This is a genomic window from Paenarthrobacter sp. TA1.8 (assembly GCF_048595705.1).
Classification (GTDB): domain Bacteria; phylum Actinomycetota; class Actinomycetes; order Actinomycetales; family Micrococcaceae; genus Arthrobacter; species Arthrobacter nitroguajacolicus.
Map to the genome: position 1 here is coordinate 4,760,919 of NZ_CP184287.1, position 24,397 is coordinate 4,785,315.

Below are 24,397 nucleotides of genomic sequence, written 5' to 3' on the forward strand. Positions count from 1 at the left end.
GGTCCTAGAAGAAGGTATGGATGAGGTCGACGACGGTCTGGTTACCTGGACCTTCGACGGACCCGCTGTCCGCGAGCACCGGGATGACGGTCCACTTGTCGAACGCGGTGCACGGGTGGGAGAGGCCCAGCCGGACGACGTCGCCGGGACGGACCGTGGTGGAGTTGGCGTCATAGGTCATGAAGCTGTGTTGATCGTTGACCGAGGTGATCCGGGCGCCAAGTAGCGGCTCCATTGCCCCGCCCAGGACAGGTCCAATGAACTGCGGTTCGGGCAGGCCTTCGTCGAACGGGAGGTCGCGTTTCCCGGCGTCGAGGATGGCGAGGCCGGGTTCAGTCTGCGACACAACCCGTGCCCAGCCGTACATCCCGGCTTTGAAGGGTTGGTCGCCCTCGCGGGAAAACGGCGAAATTGCGCGGTAGAAACCGTCGTCGTGGATGATGTATGCACCGCTGCGGATCATGAGGTCCACGGCAGGTCTGCCAAGTTCGGCGCCGGTGCTGATGGTGGGTGCGAGGACCGTGACGACGTCGTCGAAGTAGGCGCTGCCCCCGGCAGTGATGATCACTTTGCTGGCCCCATACAGCCCTGCGGCGAGCAGTTCCTCGTGAAGCAGCCGCATCTTGGCGAGATAGCCGCGAACGGCAGCCAATCCGGCGTCGTCCGCTGTGTGCGCGAGTGAGCCTTCATAGCCGCTGACGCCCACCAGGCGCAGGTTGGGTGACTCGGAGATAGCGCGGGCAATCTCCATGGCAGCCTCCACAGAGCGGGCGCCGGTCCGGCCACCATGCGCGCCCAGCTCCACCAGTACGTCCAGCACAGCATCACTGCCGGCGAGCGTTCGATTGATGACTTCCACGGTCCCCAGGGAGTCGATCCAGGAAAGGATGGGCGCGTCCGGCGTGGCAACGCGGGCAACCCACTGAATGGCGTGCGGATCCGTGAGGCTGTTGGCGAGCTGCAGGTTCCTCACGCCGAACTCGCGGGCCACGCGGAGCTGTGCGAAGTTCGCCAGCGTAATGCCCCAGGCACCCCGGCTGAGCTGCTCGGTCCAGAGTTGGGGAGACATGGTGGTCTTCCCGTGCGGGGCGAGCAGGACGCCGTGGTCTCTGCACCAGTCGGCCAGCCGGTCGGCGTTGGCGCGGAGCGCTCCGGCGTCGAGGGTGAGCAGCGGCGTCTGGAGGTCAGCGAGCGTGTGCTTGGCGGCGAGGAAGCCCGCGTGGGTGGTGCCGTTCGCGGATGCGGGCACAGCTTTGTGGCGCCAGTCGAGACGGCGCTTAGCCAGGCCTGACACGGCAGATGCCGAGATGGCTTCGGAGGTGTTCACGCGTTTCATTCCCTTCGCGATGCTGCGTTCTTGAAGCTGCGTTGTGGGGTCGTTGGGCAATTTTGATGCGTTGCGTATTTTGCAACGCTGGTTGCAAACCTGCTGGTGATATGTCTAACATGGTGGCGGATCGAGAGTCAAGGCCGCTGAGAAGCGCACGAACTAGTGGGAGAACGATGCTTTCAGCTGTATGCGTGGGCGAAACCATGGCCATGCTTACCCCTGCCCACGCCGTCCCCCTGCACCTGGCAACGGAGCTCCACTTCGGCATCGGCGGCGCGGAATCCAACGTCGCTATGGGTTTGGCAGCCATGGGCCTGGACGCGCACTGGGTCAGTCGGGTGGGCCACGATGGCTTCGGCACCCGAATCCTGCACGAGCTCCAGGATCACGGCGTGGGAATCTCCGGCGTGGAAGTGGACGAGTCCTTGCCCACGGGCCTTTACGTCAAGGTCCCGGCGCAGGATACGGACCCCGACGGCGGCAGTTCGGTTTTGTACTACCGGCAAGGATCCGCGGCGTCGGCCATGGGACGGGACACACTTTCCAATCCCGCCGTTTCCTCGTTGCTTGAGAACGCTGCACTCATCCACCTGAGTGGAATCACCGCAGCCCTCTCCCCCGAGTGCCTTTCCCTGTTGGAAGCAATCCTCACCACACCTCGCAATGGCCGGATCATCAGCTTCGACGTCAACTGGCGCGGAGCCCTCTGGGCAGGCCAGGACCGCTCCGTCCTGCAGCGGCTGGCGAACCTGGCCGACGTCGTGCTCGTTGGGAAAGACGAAGCCGAACACGCCTTCGGTACCACCGATGAAGCAGAACTTCGCCGCATGATGCCGGATCCGAAGGTGCTGGTCATCAAGAACGAGGCGATCAGCGCCATCTCCTTGGACCGGACCGGCACCCGGGAAGAGGTGCCCGCACTGTCCGTCGCCGTCGTCGAACCTGTTGGCGCCGGCGACTCGTTCGCCGCCGGCTACCTCAGTGGCATGCTGTTCGGTCTGGGCCAAAAGGAAAGCCTCCGGCGCGGACATGTAGCCGCAGCGTGCACCCTGACTGTCCACGGTGATCGCGGTCCGCTGCCCAATGCCGCCGAGCTCGCAGCCATTCTCGATTCTTCGGATGACGCGTGGGCTGCTATCCATGTTGAAGAGGGACAATTCAACACCAGAACCGGAGCGTGACATCGTGAGCCAGAGCCTCATGCGAGCCATCGACCTGCTCGGCGAACTCGCCGCAAAGCCAGCAACCCTGGACGAGCTCGCGTCCAAGGCCGCCGTGCACAAGACCACCGTGATGCGGCTCCTGCACGCCATGGAAGAAAAGCGCTTCGTGGTGCGGGACGAAGACCAGCGGTTCATGCTCGGCTCCAAGCTCTTTGAACTGTCATCGCTGGCTTTGGAACAGCGAGACATCCGCAAAGTGGCGCATCCGCACCTGGCCGAACTCAACGGCCGAACCGGGCACACTGTGCACCTCGCCGCATTTGAAGGAAATGAGGTGGTGTACATCGACAAGTTCGAGTCGCACCATCCCGTCCGCATGTACTCGCGCATCGGCCTGACTGCATCGCTGCACTCGGCCGCTGTGTCCAAAGTCCTCCTCTCCGATATGCCGCGCAGTCGGCAGGAAAAAATCGCCGCGGGGTTGGACTACGTGAAAGTTACCGAGAACACCCTGACCTCGCCGGAGGCCTTGCTGGCCGAACTCGAGCAGGTCAAGGAACAGGGCTGGGCCCACGACAACGCTGAGCACGAAGCGTTCGTGCACTGCATCGCGGCCCCCATCCGCGACGCCAGCGGCGCCGTTGTTGCCGCAGCCTCTTGTTCGGTACCGGTAGTGATGCTCAGCTATGAAGGATTGCTTGAGCTGCTGCCCGACCTCAAAGCCAGCACCGAGGCCATCTCCAACGACCTCGGCTGGATCAGCCACGAAAGGAACTCAGCATGAGTGAAAAAACCGTAGTACTGACCGAAAACGCCCCCGCCCCGGCGCACGTATTCTCGCAGGGCATCAAGAAGGGCGGCATGTTCCAGGTCTCCGGCCAAGGCCCGATGGACCCCGCCACCAACCAGTACATCGGCGAGGGCGACGTCCGCGTCCAGACCCGTCGCACCCTGGAGAACGTCAAGGCCATCCTCGAAGCCGGCGGATCTTCCGTTGAAGACGTCCTCATGTTCCGCGTCTACCTCACCACCCGCGACGACTTCGCCGCCATGAATGAGGTCTACGGCGAGTTCATCCGGGAGAACGTTCCCAGCGGTTTGCTGCCGAGCCGCACCACCGTGTTCGTTGATCTGCCGCACGAGGTCATGCTTGTGGAGATCGATGCCCTGGCGGTTACTGCGTAACTCCCCGCCACACAGATGCGTTAGCGCCACTCCAACGGGCTGGCGACACCCATATTCGGGTGTCGCCAGCCCGTTGCTGCGTCTCCCCCGAATTTGGGTGGCATATTTGACGGCCGTACCGCGAGAATCCGTTATGAGCTGACCCCGCCCCGGCCAACTACCGACGCCGGAACCGCCGGAACGCGCTGCCGCTTTGCGTACACACGGGCACGTTGGCTGGACAGGGCCAGGAGCACCAGAATGTCAGTGGCCAAACCGGAGAGGCCAGCTTCGAGGGTGATGTTTGCGCTGCCCGTGAAGTAGTCGATTGCCTGGACCAGGATCGAGATGGAGCTCAAGCCCATGGCAATCACGCGGGCGCCATTGCTGCCAAGGAAGATGCGCCAGGCCAGGAAAACTTCACCCAGCCCGAACACCAGGACCACTGCTGCTATCAAGGCGATTGCCGCCGTCGTGCTTTGCGGGTCTGACGAGTCGTCGTCGAAGGTGAGCCCGGAAATTTCACCGCCGGAGGTGAACAACGTGATCGCCAGAACCAAAGCCGCCACCGCCCTGGCCACCACCAAAGCAGCCCCCATCAAGATGGGGGCGGGCCGCCTGTCCCTGCTATCGGTGCGGCTGGGCGGCTGATCCGCGGGCACCAGGACGCCGCGAGCGTCGACGATCGGCAAGTCGCCGTCAGTAGAGATTGAATCCCCGCCGCCGTTGCGTGAGTGGTACCCGGTGGAGAAGTCCTTGATGACTTGGACTGAGACAGCTGGTTCCGCAGCCGAAACGGTTGAAACGATGTGGTCCCGCTCCACATCCGTGTTCTGCTCAATCTTGTGCGTGATCTGCAGGGTGAACAGGGAGAAGCCAACGCTGCGGTCGTAGGTTCCGGCGGCAAGCCAATCCACTTTGTGTCCACCCGGTAGGAGCCAGCCTTCGGGGCAACGCCAGAAGCGGACGTGGTGGCGTTTGCCCGGGCTGTTGTCCACTTCCTGCTGGTACGCGAAGTCTTGCTGTCGATCAAAGAGATACAACGGACTGACGGGCGCCTCGGAGTAGCTACGCCGGAAAAGAGTTGAGCTGATGATGCGCCGGCTGCTGTCGAAAGTGACGTCGTCGGCCTTGGTCCATCCAGCAGATTCCATGATGGCGTGGATCTGGGGCTCGGCGCCCAGCAACGCAACGTTGACCGGGTCACCCAAGAGCCCGTCGCTGGTCCTTGCCCGGCCAATGAAATAGCCCGGCACATAGATGGTGGTCAGGATCCGGTGGAGCCGCGGGAGCAGCAAATAGGCAAGGAACGCCCAGAACACCACGTAGAACCACACCTGCCCCCACCCCAGCTGGAAGCTCTCGCCCACCAACAAGAAGGCAAGCCATACTGCGGCGACTCCGCCCAGGACGAAGAAGCCGTGGTCAAGCCGGGTGTCTGTCACTCCTTTGTTGGCCGCTTTGAACATGGATGCTCCCCCTCCGCTCCTTAAGCTTCGGCGTTGGGGCGGCTGTTGTACAGACACCAATACATACAGCGCCGGAACCCAAGCGGCTTCGTCACCGAACGCATGGAGGCACTGAAGGCCAAGGTTCAGTGTCTTTCAGCACTGAGGCGAGTCCCGGCGTCGAGCGTTTGGCCGTGGTATCAAGTGATCTGAACCTGAAGCTTGTTGTTACCGATAAGCCACTGCAGCGCCTCACGAACGGCCTGTTCCGGCTCGTAGCGGGGGGCGTAGCCCAGGAGGGACCTGGCTTTTTCGATGGTGAGGCAGTGGTTGCGGGAGAGGTGGGCCCAGCTCGTGTCAGCGTGTTCGGGCGTGGTGGTTTCGCGAAAGTCCTCCCAGCTGACCATCTCCGAGTGTGGCTCCAGCCCGAACCACGATGCCGCGATCTCCAGGTAGCCACGAACTGTCAGGGCGGACGGAGCAACAATGTTGAAGTCCTCGCCGGCGGCCGATTCCCGGCTCTGCGTTGCTTTCTCGAAGGCCTGCGCGAGGTCGTCCGCGTGGACGTGGTGCATCAGTTCGGTGCCACTTCCCGGAATCTGAAGTGGCTGTCCGGCTGCGATCTTTTGCCACACGGAGGGATCGAAATTTCCGAGCGGACCCACGGGATGCCATCCGGGACCGACAATGTGTCCGGGGTGCAGTGACGTAGTGATGAGCCCTCCGGAGGCCGTCTCATCCTTCAGCATCCCGGCTATATCGCGCTTCTGGATGCCGTATTCATCCAGCGGCTCCGCGGTGGAGTCCGACCCCTCTGAGATGGGCAACTTCCGACTGGCACCATAACGCCAGATCGACCCGCAATGCAGCAGATGCCCCGTCTCGCCGCGCAGCCGGTTCACCAGCGCCGTGGCGGAGTCGAGCGTGAAGCACACCAGGTCAACTACGACGTCGGCTCCCAGTCCGGCGACCCGGTCACCGAAGGTGCCCTCCCGATCTTCGAGGTGGCGGTCCGCGGTAACCTGCCGGACCTGCTGCCACTCGGGCGCATCAACGTATGCCTTGCTGGCCCCGCGGCTGATATTGATGACGTCGTGTCCGCCCCGGACGAGCCTGGGGATGAGGAATGAGCCAATATGGCCGCTTCCGCCGATAACAACAATTTTCATGTGTCCTCCGATCTTCACCAGTCACGGTAATGACTGTTCGGGGCCCACCCGTAGGGCCGGATAGGGCTTTCGCGGACCGTTGACTGTCTTCGGCCAGATGCTTACTCTATCGAAATGACTAACGTAAAGAAGAAGATTGCGTCCATATTCGCGGCAACCTCTATCCTGGCTGGCGGTGGAATTGCTTTGGCTGCCCCGGCCGAGGCGGCCAGCACCTACGTTTATTGGTTTCACACGAAGGCGACTTGTGAGTCGAACCTGGATGCCGCCAGGCCCGGATTCGGTTCCTACGTGCGCCTGGTCGAAGGGTGTGTCCGGAACGGCAACGGCTACGCCTACACGGTGGTTTGGCGGTACTGACAGCCCCACACCCAGCCCGCACAATTCCAAGCCCGACGTCGGCACCCACCTGAGTGACGACGTCGGGCTTTATCGTGTCCACCGCAGTGCCGCCAACGTCAACCCAGCACATAATAACGAGACTTACTTGTTCCCGGGTTAGACAAACGGCAGGCTCCCCCGACTAGCATGAATAGTCCGGGCAAGCCCGGGTACGTGACCTCTTGAACGACCCCCTCGGACGGTCGGCGTTGACGCGGCGACCACGTAAAGGAGAAAACTGTGCGGGAGCCTGCAGTCAACGAGAGCGTGTCAGAAATCAGCGAAACTTCGGAAGAAAATCCGGAGGAGACGCCACAGGAAACGCCCGATGAAACCGCAAGCGAACCGGCGGAAATCACCTTTGACGAACAGTTTTATCCAGCTCGGCCCAAGGCGCTGCGGCCGATCGCCCGGAGGCGGCAGTTCTTCGCCGCCCGCCCATCGTTGGAATTCGACGGCCTTAACAAGACCTACGTGGATTGGCTTCGGAACCAGTCCATGCTGGGCGACGCCAACACCATGGCGCGCCAACTCTCGGGTCAGGCGAGCATGTGGCAAAACTCTTACGCAAGGCCCAACCCGCGGGCGGCTGTGGAACGCGCGCCTGTCTGGTTCACGGCCTACCCGTTGTCCTTCATCACCAAGGACGGCCAATCTTTCCTTTCGGCGCTGGGCGATCCGGAGCTGTGGGACGCGTTCAGCAAGATTGGCATCCGCGGGTTGCACACCGGGCCGGTCAAGCTGGCCGGCGGCATCCGCGGGTGGTCCCAGACACCCAGCGTAGACGGCCACTTTGACCGGATCAGCATGGCTATCGACCCCGCATTCGGCACCGAAGAAGAGTTCCGCCAAATGTGCGAGGTGGCCAATGACCATGGCGGCACCGTCATTGACGACATCGTTCCCGGGCACACAGGCAAGGGAGCGGACTTCCGACTCGCCGAAATGAACTTCCGGGACTACCCCGGCATCTATCACATGGTGGACATCCCCGAAGAGGACTGGCACCTGCTGCCCGATGTTCCCGAGGGCGAGGACTCCGTGAACATCAGCCCCGCGGCGGAGGAAGCCCTGCAACAGGCCGGCTACATTATTGGGCGGCTCCAGCGGGTGATCTTCTTTGAGCCCGGGGTCAAGGAGACGAACTGGAGCGCCACCAAGCCCATCATCGACACCACGGGCAAAACCCGCCGTTGGGTCTACCTCCACTACTTCAAGTCCGGCCAGCCATCCATCAACTGGCTGGATCCAACGTTTGCCGGCATGCGCCTTGTGGTTGGCGATGCCTTGCACTCTTTGCTTGACCTCGGAACCGGCGCCCTCCGGCTGGATGCCAACGGATTCCTGGGCGTCGAGAAGAGTGCTGAAGAAGAACCGGGCTGGTCGGAGGGCCACCCACTGTCCGAGGCTGCCAACCAGCTGATTGGTTCCATGATCCGCAAGGTGGGCGGGTTCTCCTTCCAGGAGCTCAACCTCACCATCGATGACATCAAGACCCAGTCCGAGTCCGGGCCGGATCTCTCCTACGACTTCATCACCAGGCCCGCCTATCACTACGCCTTGGTCATCGGAGATACAGAATTCCTGCGCCTGACCCTACGGCTTTCCATGGAAATCGGCGTGGACCAGGCCTCGCTGGTTCATGCCCTCCAAAACCACGATGAACTGACCTACGAGCTGCTCCACTTCGCCGCGGGGCATAGGGAGGACGTCTTCGAACTTGCCGGTGAGGAGCTCACCGGCGCGGAGGTGGCGGAGAAAGTCCAGAACACCATGCGGGAACGGCTCACGGGGGAGAACGGACCGTACAACGCGGTGTTCACCACCAACGGCATTGCCTGCACCACGGTCAGCTTCATCATGGCGGCCCTTGGCATCAAGGATCAGGACGCCATCACCGAGGAGCAGGAAGCGCAGGTCCTGGACGCCCACGTGCTGCTTTCCATGTACAACGCTTTGCAGCCTGGGGTTTTCGCGCTTTCCGGTTGGGACCTCACGGGCATCACAGCGCTTGACCGCGAGACGGTCCACGAGCTCACCTCACAGGGTGACACCCGCTGGATCAACCGTGGCGCACACGATCTCATGGGCACCAGCCCGGACGCGAAAACCTCCCTTGCCGGAATGCCCCGCGCCCGGAGCCTCTACGGTCCACTGCCCGATCAGCTGAATGATCCGAACTCTTACGCCCGGCGGCTGCAGCAGATCCTTACTGTGCGGGAGGAGTCGGGGATCGCCACCAGCACGCTGCTGGACGTGCCCGACGTTTCCCACCGAGGGCTGCTGGTGCTGGTCAACCAGCTCGCAGACGAAGCACTGCAGGTTACGGTCCTGAACTTCTCGGACCAGGACATCGCCGGCAGTATCCAGTCCTCTCACCTTGTTCCGGGCTCCACCGTCCATGATTTGTTCTCGGGCGAAGACGTCGGCCAGGTAGACGACCTCCACAGCTTCTTCCTCGAACTCCCTGCCTTCCAAGGCACGGCGCTTCTGCTGAAGGACCCGGTCATCGAGGACGACGTTACCGAATAGAGAGTTCGACGTCGGCACTTACGGTGGGTGCCGACGTCGAGGCTCCTGTTCCGTCCGCACCCCCATAACCCCTAACATTCCCGCGAGTTGGCACTTAGTGCCGATGTTTTTGGGAAACATCGGCACTAAGTGCCAACTCGCGGAGGGTTAATCGCCGACGGCGTCGCGGCCGCGGCGGAGGATGAGCGGATCGGCGTCGTAAACCACTGAGGTGTCCTTGTCCTCATAGTCGAACTGGTTGAGGAAGTAGCGCATGGCGTTGATCCGGGCGCGCTTCTTGTCGTTGGACTTGATGGTGATCCACGGTGCGTGGTCGGAGTCCGTATGCAGGAACGTTCGTTCTTTCGCGTCCGTGTATTCGTCCCAGCGATCCAGCGACGCCAGGTCCATGGGCGAGAGCTTCCAACGGCGGACGGGGTCGATCTGGCGGATGGCGAAGCGGGTGCGCTGCTCCTGCCGGGTCACGGAGAACCAGAACTTGGTGACGTGGATGCCGGCGTCAACCAGCATCTTCTCGAAAACGGGCGCCTGGCCCATGAAGGTGTCGTATTCGTCGTCCGTGCAGAACCCCATGACGCGTTCCACATTGGCGCGGTTGTACCAGGAGCGGTCGAACATGACGATTTCACCCGCAGTGGGAAGGTGCTGAATGTAGCGCTGGAAATACCACTGGCCTTGCTCACGGTCAGAGGGCTTGGCGAGCGCTACCGTCCGGGCAGAGCGGGGATCCAGATGCTCGGTAAAACGTTTGATGGTGCCACCCTTGCCGGCGGCGTCGCGTCCCTCGAAGACAATGACGTGCTTCAGTCCGAGGTCCTGCCCCCAGTACTGGAACTTCAACAGCTCGATTTGCAGGCGGTACTTCTCGATCTCGTACTCGTCGCGGGTCATCCGCTGTTCGTACGGATAATCCTCGTTCCACGTTTCCACCGCTGATCCACCGGGATCGATGAGGTCCGGGTCTTCGCCCTGCCCTCCGCTGATGGTGTAGCCGAGCTCCACCAGGTGGTCGATGGTTTCACGCAGGTTGTCCCTGACCCACCAATCGTCCAAAGATGTGGCTTGCGCGGTGGGTGGAGTTGCCTCCGTCATACGGTCCTCCTGGTCTGCCGGGTAGTGCGCGGCAGCCTAGCAGTGCTTGGTGACGGGAACGTGAACGGGCAATTCAGCGGTCAGCCGTGGTTGCGGCGGGCCTCTATCTGCGTGAAAAGCAGCCAGGTCAACCAGACACCCACAAGGATCGCAACACCAGGAAGCAGGTCAACGGGAGCAAGTTCGCGTCCTGCGGGGAGAAGCGCAAAGCCCATCCACACAGCCGCGACCACCACAACGATGCTCAGTGCCTCTGGAACCAGGTCCAAAGTCCTGCGTCGGAGCAGCTTAGCCACCAACTCCCCAAGCATGATCACCACGATGGCTGCTCCCATTCCCAGCGGGTAGGCGCTGAAGCCGGGGACGAAGTCCTGGCTGGTGCTCCACACCATGAAGACAATCAAGCCCACCAAGAGCGCCGAGGACTTGATGAGCGCCCCACCAATGAGCAAGACCGGAATTCTCCGCTCCTTGTCGTGGCGCTTCCGTGGAATGTAGTCCCATGCGCCTCGGGTGAGCTTGGAGCTGATCCATCCGGCAACAAGCACCAGGGCCAGCGGGACCAGCACGGGCGTCACGTAGTTGTTGCTGACGGCCCAAAAGAAAGCCAAAAGTGCCGTATAAACCTGAGGGGTGGCAATGATTCCCAACCACCAGCCCGTCAGGAATTCCTTGCGGGCTCCGGGGAGGTCAACAGGATGGACCAGGAACTGGGTTTCCGGGTCCGGTAGTTGGACCTTTTCTTCGATGGGATTCATGACGTCCTCCAAGGGACCTGCTCGATGTAGGGCGGGCGCAGGCCCGCTCTGGCGATTTCGTATACCTTCTGGCGCGCCACACCGAGCTCAGCAGCTACGGTTACCGCGCTGTATTCGTCCAGCAGTTCGGCAACAGCTGCCGACCTGACTCCGGACGCCCTCGAGTTCAAATGCGCAGCAAAGATGCTCACCTCGGCTGAGAGGAGTGCAACGGCGAGGGGGCCGCCGAATGGATCTGCCCAGCCTGGCTGGCCCCCGGCGGCAGCCGCATAAAGGGCATCCCCACCATCGGCGAGGACAGCCTTGAGCTGTTCCGGGGTGATGCCGCGTTCAGCGAACCTTGCGGCTGCGGTTTCCCTGGTTCCGTCGTCCACGGGACGGTGGGTAAGGACCTGCTGCCACCGTGAATCCGAGGGGCTGGACGCGGGAATGTCACCCCGGGGTTGACTGCTCATGTCGTCCATCGTGCGCCGTCTATGGCTGCGGCGTCAACCCCCGGGTGACAAATCTAATCTGCGGCAGGTTTTCCCAAGTCAATCCAGTACCGGCGGAAAAGCCGCCCGTCTTCACCCGTGCGCACATCTTCGAGCCGCCCATCGCAACGTTCGATAGTGCTGATTGACGCCGAATTGTCGTCATCACAGGTCAGCAGAACGCGATCGGGCAGAACCCCACCCAACTCCTGCGCAGCCAAACGGGCCAGCAGTTCCCTCAGCGCCCAGGTTGCCGCCCCCCTCCTGCGATCCGAGGGTCGAATCCCGTAGCCAATGTGCCCGCCCGAGTTCAGGAGAGCCTGGGTCAAATGGTGCCGGAACGCAATCGCCCCCACGTAGCGTGGACCTTCCGTGATCCAGAGGTAGGTGCACGGAACAATGCCGTCCTTCTCCGTCGCGCTTTCAGCGTCCAGCAACTTGCCAACCCAATCAGCGAAGCCCTCGGGGCTGGTGACGTCTTCCGCCATGAAGACGGCGGCGCCATCCTGATGGACGCCGGCCCACTCACGGTGGGACTCGAGGAAGGACCTGTGGAAGGCGGCGTTCGGCGGTACGAGTTCAAACATGCCCTCGACTCTATACCGCACACGCCTTGACGTGGACCCGACAAAGCGACACGCAGAAAAGTTATCGACAAACTTGTCATATCCATGACATGTGTCGTAGATTCATTCCGTCCAACAAGTTTATAAACACAAAGGAGTGATTCAAGTGCTTAAGCTCAAGCGACTGGCCAAGCGCCGTTCCAAGCTGAACTTCGTGTTCAACTAACCCAAGAATAAATAGTGGGGGCCACGCATCGCGTGGTCCCCACTCATCATTGGAGGCAAGAATTGGCAGCCGTAACCTACTCCCTCAAGCAGTCGCTACCGGTCATCACCACGGAAACGGCCGTGCAGATCGGATTGGCACCGCCCAACGCAATCGAAATCGAGGACGCTCCAGACGGGCTGGCTGAACTACTCAGCTTCGCTTCACAGCCACGGACACTCGACGATCTGGGAGGCAAGGCCGAACTCCTGCTGGGTGAAGGCTCCGGAGAGATCGTCGAGGAACTTATCGACGCCGAGATTCTGGTGCCGTACAGGTTCGACCTCTCCGGCCGGTACAGCCGTCATGACCTGTACTTTGAACTTGCGCACAGCACCGGGCCCGGAGCCAGCGATCTGCTGCGCAGCCGAAAGGTCACGCTGATCGGTGTGGGCGGGATCGGGACGAACGTAGCCATGCAGCTCGCAACAGCCGGCGTGGGTTCCATTGTCCTGGTCGACGGGGACACTGTAGAAGAAAGCAACCTGACCCGGCAGTACCTCTTCACGGCGCAAGATATTGGTACCCCCAAAATCCAAGCCGCTGCACGGAACCTTCACCTCAGGGCCCCCGACATCAACACGGTGGAAGTCGCCTCCATGATCTCCGGAGTGGAAGATCTCCTGCCTGTTTTTCAGGACTCAGACTTCGTTGTGGTCTCCGCCGACACGCCCCAGGAAGTGCTCGAGTGGTCTAACCAGGCGTCCATCGCCACCGGCACGCCTTTCACTTGCGCCGGGTATCAAGACACGCGTGGAGTGGTAGGCCCGGTAGTACGGCCAGGCTTCACCCCTTGCCTGCAATGTGCAGCAACAGATAACGACGGCAGGACCAGCTCAAAGGCATCGCTCTCCACCACAAACCTCAATAGCTCGTACCAGGCTCCAAGCTTTGGACCCCTCAACTCCATCGTGGCATCCATTGCAGCCATGGAAGTGTTCCGCTACCTGCTGACCGGATCCACCAACCTTGACGGCAGGCGATTGGTGTTTGACTCCCTGGAGTTGGCGTCGGAGTTCGAGGATTTCGCCAGGAATGGCCACTGTGCTGCGTGCGCCTGACTGCAACAAGGGCACGGTGCTAGTTGTTTTGACGGGAGCCTACGTAGTCGCCTCGATGGCCGCAACGGTGGCCAACAGAAATTTCTGGCCCATCGCGTCAAACAATATGTTCAATGCCAAGTTCAGGGACCGCGTCTCAAGATTCGCAGTTGAATTCCACATGCCTGATGGAACAACGGTTGCCTGCGGCCCGGCGAACTGCCTTCCAACTCAGTTCTTCCGGGCCGGAGCAGTGTTCGCCAGCATCTTCATGGGTGAGGATGAGCAACCGAAGAACGTCCTCTGCCAGAGAATCGTCCGGAGGCTTCGCAGCAACGCGTGGCGACCGTTTGACGAGGTTCGCGCCCCCGCTCACCTGCCCGACCCTCCCTTGATGATGGACATCCTGGTGGCAACTACTGTTCGGGGAATGCCTGAGGAAAAGGAAATTGTGTACAGCTATGTTCCGACAACTTCGCAGTAAACCAGTCCAACCCCGTCGGGTACGCAATGCGGCAGTGTGGGCTGTTGCCGCCCTGGCGCTGACGCTCCGCCCCGGCCCGGCTACAGCCCGGGACTATCGAGCTGCAGTTTCTGCACAGGAGTCAGCGGCCGATCGCAGGCCTGATGACGGGATCGCCTGGAAGAGCCGACGCACGGCAGCCGGACTGCTGATGGCCGCCGCGGCGGCCAGCGAGGTTTGTGGAGACGCCGGGGCAAAGCCCTCTTCTTGGATTCGGCGGGCCGCGCTGGGATTGTTTTTGGGAACACGGGCTTTGGATGCCCGCTCCCTACCGGGCCGCTGGCCGTATGACACATTCATTGAAGCGGTACTCGTCATCAGTCAGATGTCCAAGCCGGGCAGTGGCCAGTCCCCGAACCTGCCGCTTTCGGTCTCACGGGTTGCGCTATACCTGCCCTACACGCAGGCCGGTTTGTCCAAACTCCTCCACGGCTATGACGCTTGGGTCAGGCGCGGCGATGCCAACCATATTTATCACTCGCACCTGTTGGCCTCGGATACTCACCCGTTTGCCCAAGAGCGATACAGAGTGCCGGTTCGTGCCCTGACCCGCACAATTCCCTTTCTTGAATTAGTCGCCCTCCCCCTTGCGCTCATTCTTCCCGGCAAGTGGCGGATTGTAGTGCCCTGCTGCACCACCATCTTTCACATGGTCATTGCCCGCACGTGGAATATCAGCTTTTGGCAGGCTCCCGTAATGCAATGGCTTCTCACTTCAGTGGAAAAGCAGCCCGACCTTGTCACCATTCTCCAATCATCCCGAGGTAAATGACGTGTCATTAGCAAAGCCATGGCAGCGACGTTTGCACCTCACGGGAATGTGGGTGAATTCGTTGGGTGGCGGTGCCTACAACATCGCCCTGCCGCTCATAGTTCTGCAGACAAGCGGCAGCCTTGCCCAGATGTCCATTGTTGCCGTGGCATCACAACTTCCGAAGGCTTTCCCCGGAGTGCTCATCGGAGGACTCGCAGATCGGATGTCCCCCCGCGCCATGACCCACATCGGCTATTGGGGTCAAGCACTGGTTGTTGCTGCAATGGCGCTGCTAATAGGCCCTTGGCACACTCCCTTTTGGGTCCTCGTACTAGGCGCCTTCCTACGCGGCAGCCTCGACATGTTCGCCCGGACAGCCACCTTCGTGGCCATCCCGAAGATGTACGGTGACGGCACTGCGAAATTCAACGCAGCAGTTTCCACCGCGTGGACCTCAGCTTCCATCGTGGGGCCGGCAATTGGTGGAGCCTTGAGCGCCGTCTGGGGTCCGTGGTGGTTGCTGGCCGTTGACGCAGTGTCGTTTACGGTTATTGCCTTGATCATGAATTTCCTGCCGTGGCCGGAGCGCCCCAGCAGCCTGCCGGACCGGCCAGGTTTCTACAAGGAACTGTCTGCCGGGTACCGGAGACTTACCCAAATCCATGGTTGGTGGCGTTTTGCCGGGACAGTTGTCCTCGTCGGCTTCCTGTCAGCCCCACTGTCAACTCTGGCGATCTTCCAGACCTCCGTTGGCCTCAAGGGTTCCACCACGGAAGTAGGAATCGTGGGCGCAGCGGCCGCTGCGGGCCTCTTCTGCGGTTCGATTCTGTCAGGATTGTTCTCCGATTGGCGCCCAAACGTACTGATGCAACGCTCCTCATGGCTTATGGCAGCAGGAGCCTTGCTCTTCTTCATCCCGTCGTGGATTGCCGTGGCTAGTGCCCTTTTCATCGTCTGTACGGGCGGCATTGCATGGACGGTGGGACGCACATCCCTCATCCATCAGCAGATTCCCTCGTCTGACCTGGGCAAGACCATGACGGCAGTCCAGTTTCTTGAAACTGTTTCCAGCCCCCTCAGCCTTGCAGTTGCCACGTTTCTTATGGGCGTCTCGTCATTCATGGCCTTTGGCTCCATCCTCCTGGCAGCCCTGCTTTCGGGGGTGCTCGCGATCAACTCAGACTCCATGCTGAAGCCAAGTGAAGTGAAAGGAGAGGTCAAGCAGGCGGAACCTGTCCAGTAATTCCACGCTGCCCCGGACAGGCAGCTGCGCTTGTCAGTTGCCCCGGCGCAACTTCCGGCTTTGGACAACTGCATGCGTTTTGCGCAGCGCATCAATGGAAGCCTCATATGACTGCTGGGCGACGCCCACGAAGAGGCAGTCAACAAGCATCATCTGCGCTATCCGGCTACCCATGGCCCCAGGGCGAAATGGGCTCTCGCGTGCTGCCGTGGTCAACACAATGTCAGCTGCCAGCCCCAGGGGTGAGTCTGCATGGTTGGTGATGGCGATGGTAACGGCTCCGGCCGCTTTGCCCGCCTTCAGGTAATCGACAGTGTCGTCGGTCGCGCCTGAGTGCGAGATGGCAACGGCGACACATTCGGCGTCGAGCAGTACCGCTGAGGTGAGGGCGGCATGCACTTCTGGCCAGACGAAGGAGACCAGGCCAATCCTATGCAGCTTTTGCTGCAGGTCCTGCCCCACCAAACCTCCCGCTCCCACGCCGAAGATGTCGATCTTCCGGGAGCTGGCCACTACATCAATGGCTCGAGCCAGCTGTTCGACATCCAGCACCTGGGCAGTATCGGCGATGGACATGGTTTCGTTGAATGCGATTTTAGAGACGATGTCTTGCAGCGAGTCGGCAGTGTTGATGTCCTCGTAGACCTCGGCCGGAACGCCATGGGCCACACTCTCACGGGCAGTTTCACGCGCAAGATCCAGGCGGAGATCCGAGTAGCCGCCGTAGCCCACCTTTTTGTAGAACCGGACCACCGAGGTGGTGGACGTTCCGCACTCCTCAGCCAAATCGCCGATGGACATGGTGGCAGCCCGCGATGGGTCCGACAGGACCAACTCAGCCACGGCACGCTCCGATGGGCGTAACGCTGGCAGGACAGAGCGAATCCGCACCAAAACAGTGCGGGACAACTGTGCGCTTACCGACGCTTCCAGCATGGTTTCCTTCCGAAGGGTCAAACCGGATCCAGGGTTCCACCCGAGTCTTGTCATTAAGTTACACAAGCATGGACGCGAAGGTAAGTCATTGACGCGCTACCGGCAAGCGAATACGGTCGGCGTAAGGAAAGTCACAAAACTTGTCATGCTCCTCGCTCTCCTTCGAAAGGCTTCTTCATGGCTCTCGACCGTAGAAAACTGCTCCATGCTTCGGGGCTGGCGGCCGCTGCCGTCGTCGTCGCGCCCTTTGCCCCCAGCGCAACCGCCAGCACGAACCAGACCCGGCCGGGGAAGCCGGCATCTCCAGTCAGCGGCGCCGATGTAGCCGCCGCCAACGGCTGGAGCATCTTCGCCGGCCGCAAAGTGGGAGTTATTACCAACCCCACCGGGGTCCTGGCGAACTTCCGCTCAATTGTGGATGACATGGCAGCCAAAGGTGTCGCGGTCGGAGCGGTCTTTGGACCCGAGCACGGCTTCAGGGGGACCGCTCAGGATGGCGCCAGCGAAGGAACATCCGTGGACCCTCGGACCGGCATCACGGTCTACGACTCCTACGGGGCCACCGTTGCCGACTATGTGGGCTTCTTCGAAGCCTCCGGGGTGGACACCATCTGCTTCGACATTCAGGATGTCGGCGCACGCTTCTACACCTACATCTGGACCATGTGGGGAGCCATGCAGGCGGCATCCAGGACCGGTGCCACGTTTGTTGTCCTGGATCGCCCGAACCCCATCGGCGGCCAGGCACGCGGACCGGTCCTGCAGAAGGGGTTCGAATCCGGCGTCGGCCAACTGGGCATTGCGCTCCAACATGGGATGACGGTGGGCGAGCTCGCCAAATACTTCAACGCAATTCACCTTCCGGCCGCCGGCCTCAAGTCCATCCAGGACCTTCAGGTGGTGGAGGTCCAGGGATGGCGCCGCGACATGACGGGACCGGACAACCGGGCGGCGTGGATCCTGCCGAGCCCCAACATGCCAACACCCGAAACCGCCACCCTGTACCCCGGCACGGCCTTGTTCGAGGCCACCAACATGTCAGAAGGTCGCGGAACCACCCGGCCGTTCGAACTCATCGGCGCACCCTACGTGGACTATCGCTGGGCGGAGGCCCTGAACAGCAAGGGCCTTGCGGGTGTCACCTTCCGCGAGGCGTACTTCCAGCCGACACTTTCCAAGAACCAGGGCCTCATTTGTGGCGGCGTCCAAGTTCACATCACCGACGCCACCCGCGTTGAAGCCCTGGAAGTGGGCACCCACATGCTGGTCGAAGCCAAGCGCCTGTATCCCGGTTTCGGTTGGCGTGGCGACGGCGGACGGTGGATGGGCCTGCTCAGCGGCTCGGCCCGCTTTGCTGAACAGCTCGACGCCGGTGCTGGTGCCAAGACGATCATGGACAGCTGGCGGTCCGAACTGGACCAATTCGTGCGCGACACCCGCGAGTACCTCCTCTACAACGGCAAGCGCTAGTCCTACAGACACACAAACCTCAACCGCAACAAGGACGATGGGATTGGGATTCACATGCAAAGACAACGAACTTCACTCATGACGGCGGCGGCCACCGCGCTGTTAATGACGGGCGCAGGGGTGTTGGCTGGCACGGGCACTGCACTTGCGGCGGTACCCACCACAGAAAACACGACGACAGTCTCCGCCTCGCCTGACATCGAGGCGATGATCGCCGGCATGACGCTTGACGAAAAGATCGGCCAGATGACCTGGACGCACGTCTACGGATCATCAGCGGACGACACCTCCATGGCAGCAAAAAATCAAGAGCGGTACGGCGTCAACACACCCGCGGAGGTGGTGGAAAAGTACAACCTCGGAGGCGTCCTCTACTTCGCATGGTCCGGAAACACCGCCAACCCCCAGCAGGTTGCCGGCCTCTCCAACGGCCTGCAGCAAACGGCAATGCGGGAGGACGGAAACGGCATCCCACTGGCGGTCACCATCGACCAGGAAGGTGGTTTGGTTGCCCGCATCGGGCCACCCGCCACGGTTCTCCCGGGCAATATGGCCCTCGGCGCCACCGCTGACGCGAATCTTGCCAAGGCGCAAGGTGAAATCCTGGGCTCCGAAATGCGTGCCATGGGTATCAACGTAGACTTCGCACCGGTCCTGGATCTCAACTCCAACCCGGACAACCCCGTCATTGGCATCCGTTCCATGGGTGAGGACCCTGCGCTGGTCAGTGCACTCGGGGTCGCCCAGATAGCGGGCATTCAGGCGCACAACGTAGGTGCGGCCGCCAAGCACTTCCCCGGCCACGGCGACACCTCAGTGGATTCCCACTACGGCCTGCCCACCGTTACCTACGATCGCGAGACCCTCAACCAGCATCTGAAGCCATTCAAAGCCGCAATCGATGGCGGCGTGGACATGGTCATGACGGCACACATCATTGTGGAGGCAATTGACCCGGAGATGCCCGGCACCCTGTCCCACAAGGTACTCACGGGCTTGCTTCGGGATGAAATGGGCTTCAAGGGTTTGGTGACAACCGATGCCCTGGATATGGCGGCAATGGCTGCCGAATGGCCTCAGGAAGAGATCGCAGTGAAGGCGATCCAGGCCGGCTCCGACATCCTCCTCAACTCCCCGGATGTGGATGCGTCGTTCGCTGGGGTTCGCGCCGCCGTCGGATCCGGCGAGATCACCGAGGCCCGCCTGGACGAGTCAGTCCGAAGGATCCTCGAATGGAAGGTCAAGCGCGGGGTCTTCGAGCAACCCTTGGCCGATCCCGCCGCTGTGGACACCCTCGTGGGCAGCGCAGAGAACCTGGCCACGGCCAAGCTGATCTCCGAGCGTGCCGTCACGCTGCTCCGCAACGAAGGCCAGGTTTTGCCACTCGCTTCGGGCAGCTCGGTCCTCATGGTGGGAGCCGGTTCAGCATGGCCGGAGCTCGTCGGTCCAATGCTTAAGGACCAGGGATTTGCGGTGAGGGAAGACTACGAGGATGGGGCCTCACCGTCCGCGGCCTACCGCGCGCGTGCCGTAGCCGCCGCCGGCAACGTCGACGCCGTCGTCTTCGCTTCTTACAACGCGACCAGCAACGCCGCGCAGCAACAGATGGTAGCGGATCTCGCAGCCACGGGGACGCCGGTCATCGTTGTGGCCACGCGAAATCCCTACGACATCAGTGTCTTCCCCGGTGCCGACGCCGTGCTCAACAGTTATGGGGTCAAGGAGGTTAACTTCCACGGCGCCGTCCGCGCCATTTCGGGCGCCATCAACCCGAGCGGCAAGCTGCCGGTCAACATTCCCGAAGCCGACGGCGACGGCGTCCTGTTGCCGCTGGGCTTCGGCCTGAGCTACGAAACGGCGACGCCGGTGGCCGTCACCTTTACCGACCGACCCGGCCATGGGCAGGATGACTACACCATCCCCTCCGTCGCGGGTGTGTCGTACCTGGTTGACGGGAAGGTAGTCGCGGCCGGGAGCTACAGGAAACCTGCCGGCACGGTGACCGTCACCGCGGAACCCAAGCCGGGATACGTCTTCACCGCTGGCTCCGTCACCGAGTGGAGCCACGCGTTCACCACCGGGCTACCCAAGTCCTAGGAAGAGTCACACCACCGGAGAGTTCATCAGTGCGACCGTGATGAGCAGGGCAATCCCGAACATCGGCAGGCAAAGGATGATGTTGGTTAGGCGGTTGTCCCTCATCACGGCCACGAACTCCCGGAGGAAGGCACTGGGCACGAAGTATCTGGCCGTGGGAGCACCCACAACCTCGGCGTTGATCCTCTGGCGCCGGGAAAGGAGCGCTGCACGCAGTACGTGGTAGTTGTTGGTGCACACAAGCAAGGGCCCATGAATGCCCCTATCTGCCAACAGGGCAACCGAGTACACAAGGTTCTCGCGGGTGGTGGTGGCCTGGTTCTCCTCCAACACGTCCGTGGCAGTCGCGCCTTTGGCCACCAGGTACTCCTTCATCGCTGTGGACTCCGGCCGGGGTTCATCCGGGCCCTGGCCCCCGGAAGGTACCAGGACAGGCTTGGCCGGGGTGTCGCCGTCGTAAATTTCCAGGGCCTTGTTCAAGCGGGCGGCGAGCAACGGCGGGACCTTGCCGTTGATCAGGCCGGAGCCGAGGACGATGACGGCCGCCGGGTTCGGGCTGAAACGCATCCGCGAATACACCACCGCGTATCCCAGGAACACCACGAAGGCGCAGCCGAGGTACGAGCAGAGGAAGAAGGCCAGAGCAGCAATTCCGGCCAACACCGGCTGCCCGCTCAGCACAAAAAGGAAGGCGACTACCGGGGCGAGGAACACTGCGAGTCCCACCACGATCGGCAGGAAGCTGGTGATGCCGGGGCCTTCCCTGCGGACCATCGTGATGCCGTTGGCTATCAGGAAGCCGGCGAACACGAAAATGCTCACTACCGGGACTACCAAGACCACCAGGTTCAACCATTCGAACCACGGGTTCAGGTCTACCAGGAACTCCAGAAGGGCCTGCAGGAGGAACCATGCCGCCACCAGCAGGAACACACCGTTTCGGAGCCGACGCCGGTCGGACTGGAACGAGGCCAGGAAGAGCCCCGCAAAGAGAAGTCCAAGGACCAGGTTCAGCATGATCCAAGCCTATGCGCTGGGGCTGGTGCCCTCGCGCTGCGCCGGTCAGGCCGATTCGCGGATGACCAACTCGGTGGGGATAGTGACGGCCGCCGGGCGCTTGCCGCTGATGACGTCCAAAAGCAGGCGTACCATCTCCTCGCTGATTCGATCGAACGGCTGCCGGACCGTGGTGAGCGGCGGCGTCGCCTCCTGGGAGACCTTGATGTCGTCGAAGCCGACGACGGCGACGTCACCTGGCGTTGTCAGGCCTGCCTCCCGCAACACGTCCATGGCACCGAGCGCCATGAGGTCGTTCGCGGCGAAAACGGCGTCGATGTTCCTGCTTCGGTTGAGGAGTTCGCGCATTGCTTTGGCCCCGCTGTCGCGGCTGTAATCGCCGTGGGCAATGAGTTCCTCATCGATGTCCGCGCCCTGATCGTCCCGGTACGCTTCGAGTCGGCGCGTACCGCCCGAGGTGTCCGCAGGGCCGGCGATGTGGGCAATCCGCTGCCGTCCGCCGTCGCGCATGTACCGCAGAACGTCACGCGCACCCTCGTAGTCGTCCGCCGCAACGTAGCCCATCTTCTTTTCGAAACCCAGGGGGACACCACACGCAATGGCAGGGACGCCCGCAGCAATGATGTCCGCGATGATGCCCTTCCGACTCCCATGGGAGGAGATAAGAAGGACACCGTCAACATGGCCCGCAGTGAGGAAGTCCGTGGCACGCCGTTGTTCATCATCGGTCCCGGCCATGATCAAGACCAATGGGATGTCGTGCACGGCCAGGGCATCCGCTGCCCCGCGCATGAGGACAGCAAAGTTGGGGTCCTCGAACAACCTTTCCTGCGTCTCCGTGAGCAGGAACGCCACAGAGTTGGCCCGGTTGGTGGCCAGGTTCCTTGCGTGCGGGTTGACGCGATAGCCGGTCTTCTTGATGGCCGCGTTAACAGCGGCCAGCGCGGACGGGCTAACCCAGTGGCCCCCATTGAGAACCCGCGAGACCGTACCTCGCGATACGCCGGCTTCCGCGGCAACATCGTCGATTTTGGGCCTTGGCCGGGGGGTGGGTTGAGTCATGACCAAAGCCTACCTAGGACTATGCCTTCACGGCGCCGGCAGCCAGATCGACCCGCCAATAGCGCTGCAGCAGGAGGAACATGATGACCAACGGAACGATGGAGAGCAGCGCGCCCGCGAGGACCAATGTGTAGAGGGCCGGTGCTGAGGCACCCTGGTTGAGCAGACCGTTGAGGCCCACGGTAATGGGGAACAGCTGGTCGTCGCCGAGCATGATGTACGGGAGCATGAAGTTATTCCAGATGGCCACGAACTGGAAGAGGAAGATGGTCACCAGGCCCGGCAGCATCATGGGAGCGGCGATGCGGTTGAAAATGTACATCTCCTTGGCGCCCTCGGTGCGGGCAGCCTCAATAACGTCGCCAGGAACGGACGCAGCAGCGTAAATGCGGGCCAGGTAAATGCCATAGGGGCTGATGATCTGGGGCAACAGGACTGACCAGTAGGTGTTGGTGAGGCCAGCCTGGGCGAGCATCAAGTACTGCGGGATGGCGAGAATAACGCCGGGAACCAGGACGCCCATCAGCAGGACCTTGAAGACACCGGACTTGCCCGGAAAATCAAACTTCGCCAGAACATAGCCGGAGAGGGCGGATACCCAGGTGGACACAATGGCTCCGACCCCCGCGTACAGGGCAGTGTTAAGCATCCAACGCCAGAACAGGCCATCGCGATATTCCGTGAGCTCCACGATGTTGTCCCAGAGATGCGTGCTGGGAGCCAAGGTAAAGGTGGAAAACAGCTCAGTGCCGTCCTTGCTCGCGGCAGCCACAACCCAGATCACTGGGAAGAGGCAATAGAGCGCACCGAGGATCAGGATTCCGGTGGAGAGGTAGCTGGGCTTCTCCTTGACGTACTCGGCTTTGCTTGCCCGGCCGGTCTTGGTTGCCTTGGGGTTTTCAGGGCGGTTTTTCGGGGGCGTGGCGAGGGCAGTCACGGTCAGTTCTCCTGTCCGAAGGCCCGCTTCTGCACGATGCGCAGGAACAGGAACGAAATGATGAAGGTTGCCAGGGCAATCACGATGCTTGTGGCGGCCGCAGAGTAGACGTCATTGCGTGTGAAAGCGTCGCGGTACACCAGCATGAGCGGGGACCAGCTGGTGGAAAGGCTGTTGGCCAAGGGGCGCAGGGTGGTGGGTTCGGCGAAGACCTGCAAAGTGGCGATCATCGAGAAGAGGGCGGTCATCACCAGCGACGGAGCGATGATGGGGATCTTGATCCTGATGGCTGTTTGAATCTCGGAGCAGCCATCCAGCTTGGCGGCCTCGTAGATTTCACTGGGAACGGCTTTCAGCGAGGTGTACATGACGATCATGTTGAAGCCCACCCCACCCCACAGCGCGATGTTGCAGATGGCGAACGTCACCAGGTTGGGATCCAGGAGCGACGGCAGTTCCATGCCGAACTGCCGGGCCAGGAAGTGGAACGGGCTAACGCCGGGAAGGTACAGGAAACCCCACAGGAGCGAGCTGATCACTGCCGGCACCGCGTACGGCAGGAAGATGGCAGTGCGGGAGAAAGTACCGGCCCGGGTACGCCGGGAATCCAGCAGGAGTGCAAACAACAGGGCGAAGCCGAGCATCAGCGGAATGAGAATGAGTCCGTAGGTCAGGACACGCAGGACGCTACCCAGGAATTCCGGGTCCGTCAGCGCGCTGACGTAGTTATCCAAACCGGCGAACGCAGTGCTCTGTGAGCCTTTGCCGAGGCCCAGTCCGCTGACCTTCTTCTTCTGGAAGCTGAGCACCAACGTGTAGATGATGGGCGCTGCCATGAAGACGAGGAAAAGGATGATGCCGGGCGCAAGCATCACATAGGGAATGAGCACCCGGGATTTGAAGTTCTTGGCCCGCCTCGGGGCATCGGCTGTTCTTCCGGCCGCCGGACCGGGCCTGGTTACGGTCATTGCCACGGG

General features: G+C 61.7%; 23 protein-coding genes. 11 read left to right on the forward strand and 12 right to left on the reverse strand.

Going from position 1 to position 24,397, the window contains the following annotated elements:
* Positions 1 to 4: 4 nt before the first annotated feature.
* Positions 5 to 1,327: an alanine racemase gene (locus tag ACNAOT_RS22215; protein WP_420179438.1), complete on the reverse strand. Its 1,323-nt coding sequence runs from the start codon at positions 1,325 to 1,327 to the stop codon at positions 5 to 7.
* A gap of 176 nt (positions 1,328 to 1,503) precedes the next feature.
* Here ACNAOT_RS22215 and ACNAOT_RS22220 point away from each other — a divergent pair, with 176 nt between their 5' ends.
* The 3 genes from ACNAOT_RS22220 to ACNAOT_RS22230 are packed head-to-tail and all read left to right on the forward strand — an operon-like array spanning position 1,504 to position 3,678.
* A complete protein-coding gene (locus ACNAOT_RS22220; protein WP_420179439.1) occupies positions 1,504 to 2,511 on the forward strand; it encodes a sugar kinase in 1,008 nt (335 codons plus the stop codon).
* The gene (locus ACNAOT_RS22225) at positions 2,471 to 3,277 is read left to right on the forward strand and encodes an IclR family transcriptional regulator (protein WP_420179440.1); all 807 of its coding nucleotides are present in this window, start codon (positions 2,471 to 2,473) and stop codon (positions 3,275 to 3,277) included. The genes ACNAOT_RS22220 and ACNAOT_RS22225 overlap by 41 nt, the downstream gene beginning before the upstream one ends.
* On the forward strand, positions 3,274 to 3,678 hold the full coding sequence (locus tag ACNAOT_RS22230; RefSeq protein ID WP_024818727.1) for a RidA family protein: 405 nt from the start codon (positions 3,274 to 3,276) through the stop codon (positions 3,676 to 3,678). The genes ACNAOT_RS22225 and ACNAOT_RS22230 overlap by 4 nt, the downstream gene beginning before the upstream one ends.
* Positions 3,679 to 3,809: 131 nt before the next feature.
* Here ACNAOT_RS22230 and ACNAOT_RS22235 read toward each other — a convergent pair whose 3' ends face one another.
* Positions 3,810 to 5,126 (reverse strand): LssY C-terminal domain-containing protein, encoded by a 1,317-nt coding sequence (locus ACNAOT_RS22235; protein WP_420179441.1) that lies wholly within the window; start codon positions 5,124 to 5,126, stop codon positions 3,810 to 3,812.
* 179 nt (positions 5,127 to 5,305) lie between these two features.
* Positions 5,306 to 6,274, reverse strand: coding sequence for an NAD-dependent epimerase/dehydratase family protein (locus ACNAOT_RS22240; protein WP_420179442.1), 969 nt, complete (start codon positions 6,272 to 6,274; stop codon positions 5,306 to 5,308).
* Positions 6,275 to 6,388: 114 nt separating this feature from the next.
* Between ACNAOT_RS22240 and ACNAOT_RS22245 the strand changes: the two genes are divergently transcribed.
* Together ACNAOT_RS22245 and treS are read left to right on the forward strand one after the other, a co-directional pair.
* Positions 6,389 to 6,634, forward strand: coding sequence for a hypothetical protein (locus ACNAOT_RS22245; protein WP_309074195.1), 246 nt, complete (start codon positions 6,389 to 6,391; stop codon positions 6,632 to 6,634).
* Between the two features lie 261 nt (positions 6,635 to 6,895).
* Complete coding sequence (gene treS / locus ACNAOT_RS22250) at positions 6,896 to 9,187, forward strand: maltose alpha-D-glucosyltransferase (RefSeq protein ID WP_420179443.1); 2,292 nt, start codon at positions 6,896 to 6,898, stop codon at positions 9,185 to 9,187.
* Positions 9,188 to 9,334: 147 nt separating this feature from the next.
* Here the strand turns inward: treS and ppk2 are convergent, their stop codons facing one another.
* From ppk2 to ACNAOT_RS22270, 4 genes are all read right to left on the reverse strand, one after another.
* Complete coding sequence (gene ppk2 / locus ACNAOT_RS22255) at positions 9,335 to 10,279, reverse strand: polyphosphate kinase 2 (RefSeq protein WP_091464038.1); 945 nt, start codon at positions 10,277 to 10,279, stop codon at positions 9,335 to 9,337.
* A gap of 80 nt (positions 10,280 to 10,359) precedes the next feature.
* On the reverse strand, positions 10,360 to 11,037 hold the full coding sequence (locus ACNAOT_RS22260; protein ID WP_091464040.1) for a hypothetical protein: 678 nt from the start codon (positions 11,035 to 11,037) through the stop codon (positions 10,360 to 10,362).
* The gene (locus tag ACNAOT_RS22265) at positions 11,034 to 11,492 is read right to left on the reverse strand and encodes a hypothetical protein (RefSeq protein WP_139025116.1); all 459 of its coding nucleotides are present in this window, start codon (positions 11,490 to 11,492) and stop codon (positions 11,034 to 11,036) included. The genes ACNAOT_RS22260 and ACNAOT_RS22265 overlap by 4 nt, the downstream gene beginning before the upstream one ends.
* Positions 11,493 to 11,545: 53 nt before the next feature.
* On the reverse strand, positions 11,546 to 12,097 hold the full coding sequence (locus tag ACNAOT_RS22270; RefSeq protein WP_420179444.1) for a GNAT family N-acetyltransferase: 552 nt from the start codon (positions 12,095 to 12,097) through the stop codon (positions 11,546 to 11,548).
* A 267-nt stretch (positions 12,098 to 12,364) separates the two neighbouring features.
* Here ACNAOT_RS22270 and ACNAOT_RS22275 point away from each other — a divergent pair, with 267 nt between their 5' ends.
* The 4 genes from ACNAOT_RS22275 to ACNAOT_RS22290 all read left to right on the forward strand — a co-directional run bounded on the left by ACNAOT_RS22275 (position 12,365) and on the right by ACNAOT_RS22290 (position 15,901).
* Positions 12,365 to 13,402 carry a TOMM precursor leader peptide-binding protein gene (locus ACNAOT_RS22275; RefSeq protein WP_420179445.1) on the forward strand — a complete coding sequence of 346 codons (1,038 nt, stop codon included), beginning with the start codon at positions 12,365 to 12,367 and terminating at the stop codon, positions 13,400 to 13,402.
* Between the two features lie 160 nt (positions 13,403 to 13,562).
* The gene (locus tag ACNAOT_RS22280; protein ID WP_420179446.1) at positions 13,563 to 13,865 is read left to right on the forward strand and encodes a hypothetical protein; all 303 of its coding nucleotides are present in this window, start codon (positions 13,563 to 13,565) and stop codon (positions 13,863 to 13,865) included.
* Positions 13,843 to 14,676 (forward strand): hypothetical protein, encoded by an 834-nt coding sequence (locus tag ACNAOT_RS22285; protein ID WP_420179447.1) that lies wholly within the window; start codon positions 13,843 to 13,845, stop codon positions 14,674 to 14,676. The genes ACNAOT_RS22280 and ACNAOT_RS22285 overlap by 23 nt, the downstream gene beginning before the upstream one ends.
* 1 nt (position 14,677) lies before the next feature.
* Complete coding sequence (locus ACNAOT_RS22290) at positions 14,678 to 15,901, forward strand: MFS transporter (RefSeq protein WP_420179448.1); 1,224 nt, start codon at positions 14,678 to 14,680, stop codon at positions 15,899 to 15,901.
* Between the two features lie 33 nt (positions 15,902 to 15,934).
* On the opposite strand, the gene ACNAOT_RS22295 is transcribed toward ACNAOT_RS22290, so the two are convergent.
* On the reverse strand, positions 15,935 to 16,837 hold the full coding sequence (locus ACNAOT_RS22295; protein ID WP_420181211.1) for a MurR/RpiR family transcriptional regulator: 903 nt from the start codon (positions 16,835 to 16,837) through the stop codon (positions 15,935 to 15,937).
* A 177-nt stretch (positions 16,838 to 17,014) separates the two neighbouring features.
* On the opposite strand from ACNAOT_RS22295, the gene ACNAOT_RS22300 reads away from it, so the two are divergent.
* Complete coding sequence (locus tag ACNAOT_RS22300; RefSeq protein WP_420179449.1) at positions 17,015 to 18,307, forward strand: exo-beta-N-acetylmuramidase NamZ domain-containing protein; 1,293 nt, start codon at positions 17,015 to 17,017, stop codon at positions 18,305 to 18,307.
* A 54-nt stretch (positions 18,308 to 18,361) separates the two neighbouring features.
* On the forward strand, positions 18,362 to 20,404 hold the full coding sequence (locus tag ACNAOT_RS22305; RefSeq protein WP_420179450.1) for a glycoside hydrolase family 3 protein: 2,043 nt from the start codon (positions 18,362 to 18,364) through the stop codon (positions 20,402 to 20,404).
* 6 nt (positions 20,405 to 20,410) lie between these two features.
* Here ACNAOT_RS22305 and ACNAOT_RS22310 read toward each other — a convergent pair whose 3' ends face one another.
* Genes ACNAOT_RS22310 through ACNAOT_RS22325 form a run of 4 tightly spaced genes read right to left on the reverse strand, consistent with a single transcriptional unit; the run spans position 20,411 to position 24,388 of the window.
* A complete protein-coding gene (locus ACNAOT_RS22310; protein WP_420179451.1) occupies positions 20,411 to 21,421 on the reverse strand; it encodes a YdcF family protein in 1,011 nt (336 codons plus the stop codon).
* A gap of 45 nt (positions 21,422 to 21,466) precedes the next feature.
* Positions 21,467 to 22,483, reverse strand: a complete 1,017-nt coding sequence (locus ACNAOT_RS22315) for a LacI family DNA-binding transcriptional regulator (RefSeq protein WP_091464067.1) — start codon at positions 22,481 to 22,483, stop codon at positions 21,467 to 21,469.
* Between the two features lie 19 nt (positions 22,484 to 22,502).
* Positions 22,503 to 23,420 carry a carbohydrate ABC transporter permease gene (locus tag ACNAOT_RS22320; RefSeq protein ID WP_420179452.1) on the reverse strand — a complete coding sequence of 306 codons (918 nt, stop codon included), beginning with the start codon at positions 23,418 to 23,420 and terminating at the stop codon, positions 22,503 to 22,505.
* A 2-nt stretch (positions 23,421 to 23,422) separates the two neighbouring features.
* Positions 23,423 to 24,388, reverse strand: coding sequence for a carbohydrate ABC transporter permease (locus ACNAOT_RS22325; RefSeq protein ID WP_420181212.1), 966 nt, complete (start codon positions 24,386 to 24,388; stop codon positions 23,423 to 23,425).
* Between the last annotated feature and the right edge of the window lie 9 nt (positions 24,389 to 24,397).

Excerpts from the sequence above, each read along its gene's own strand:
- ACNAOT_RS22230 (WP_024818727.1), top strand. The coding sequence starts at position 3,274 with ATGAGTGAAAAAACCGTAGTACTGACCGAAAACGCCCCCGCCCCGGCG.
- ACNAOT_RS22285 (WP_420179447.1), top strand. The coding sequence starts at position 13,843 with ATGTTCCGACAACTTCGCAGTAAACCAGTCCAACCCCGTCGGGTACGC.
- ppk2 (WP_091464038.1), bottom strand. The coding sequence starts at position 10,279 with ATGACGGAGGCAACTCCACCCACCGCGCAAGCCACATCTTTGGACGAT.
- ACNAOT_RS22240 (WP_420179442.1), bottom strand. The coding sequence starts at position 6,274 with ATGAAAATTGTTGTTATCGGCGGAAGCGGCCATATTGGCTCATTCCTC.
- ACNAOT_RS22245 (WP_309074195.1), top strand. The coding sequence starts at position 6,389 with ATGACTAACGTAAAGAAGAAGATTGCGTCCATATTCGCGGCAACCTCT.
- ACNAOT_RS22235 (WP_420179441.1), bottom strand. The coding sequence starts at position 5,126 with ATGTTCAAAGCGGCCAACAAAGGAGTGACAGACACCCGGCTTGACCAC.
- ACNAOT_RS22220 (WP_420179439.1), top strand. The coding sequence starts at position 1,504 with ATGCTTTCAGCTGTATGCGTGGGCGAAACCATGGCCATGCTTACCCCT.
- ACNAOT_RS22260 (WP_091464040.1), bottom strand. The coding sequence starts at position 11,037 with ATGAATCCCATCGAAGAAAAGGTCCAACTACCGGACCCGGAAACCCAG.
- ACNAOT_RS22280 (WP_420179446.1), top strand. The coding sequence starts at position 13,563 with ATGCCTGATGGAACAACGGTTGCCTGCGGCCCGGCGAACTGCCTTCCA.
- ACNAOT_RS22310 (WP_420179451.1), bottom strand. The coding sequence starts at position 21,421 with ATGCTGAACCTGGTCCTTGGACTTCTCTTTGCGGGGCTCTTCCTGGCC.
- ACNAOT_RS22225 (WP_420179440.1), top strand. The coding sequence starts at position 2,471 with ATGTTGAAGAGGGACAATTCAACACCAGAACCGGAGCGTGACATCGTG.
- ACNAOT_RS22315 (WP_091464067.1), bottom strand. The coding sequence starts at position 22,483 with ATGACTCAACCCACCCCCCGGCCAAGGCCCAAAATCGACGATGTTGCC.
- ACNAOT_RS22300 (WP_420179449.1), top strand. The coding sequence starts at position 17,015 with ATGGCTCTCGACCGTAGAAAACTGCTCCATGCTTCGGGGCTGGCGGCC.
- ACNAOT_RS22265 (WP_139025116.1), bottom strand. The coding sequence starts at position 11,492 with ATGAGCAGTCAACCCCGGGGTGACATTCCCGCGTCCAGCCCCTCGGAT.
- ACNAOT_RS22305 (WP_420179450.1), top strand. The coding sequence starts at position 18,362 with ATGCAAAGACAACGAACTTCACTCATGACGGCGGCGGCCACCGCGCTG.
- ACNAOT_RS22270 (WP_420179444.1), bottom strand. The coding sequence starts at position 12,097 with ATGTTTGAACTCGTACCGCCGAACGCCGCCTTCCACAGGTCCTTCCTC.
- ACNAOT_RS22325 (WP_420181212.1), bottom strand. The coding sequence starts at position 24,388 with ATGACCGTAACCAGGCCCGGTCCGGCGGCCGGAAGAACAGCCGATGCC.
- ACNAOT_RS22295 (WP_420181211.1), bottom strand. The coding sequence starts at position 16,837 with ATGCTGGAAGCGTCGGTAAGCGCACAGTTGTCCCGCACTGTTTTGGTG.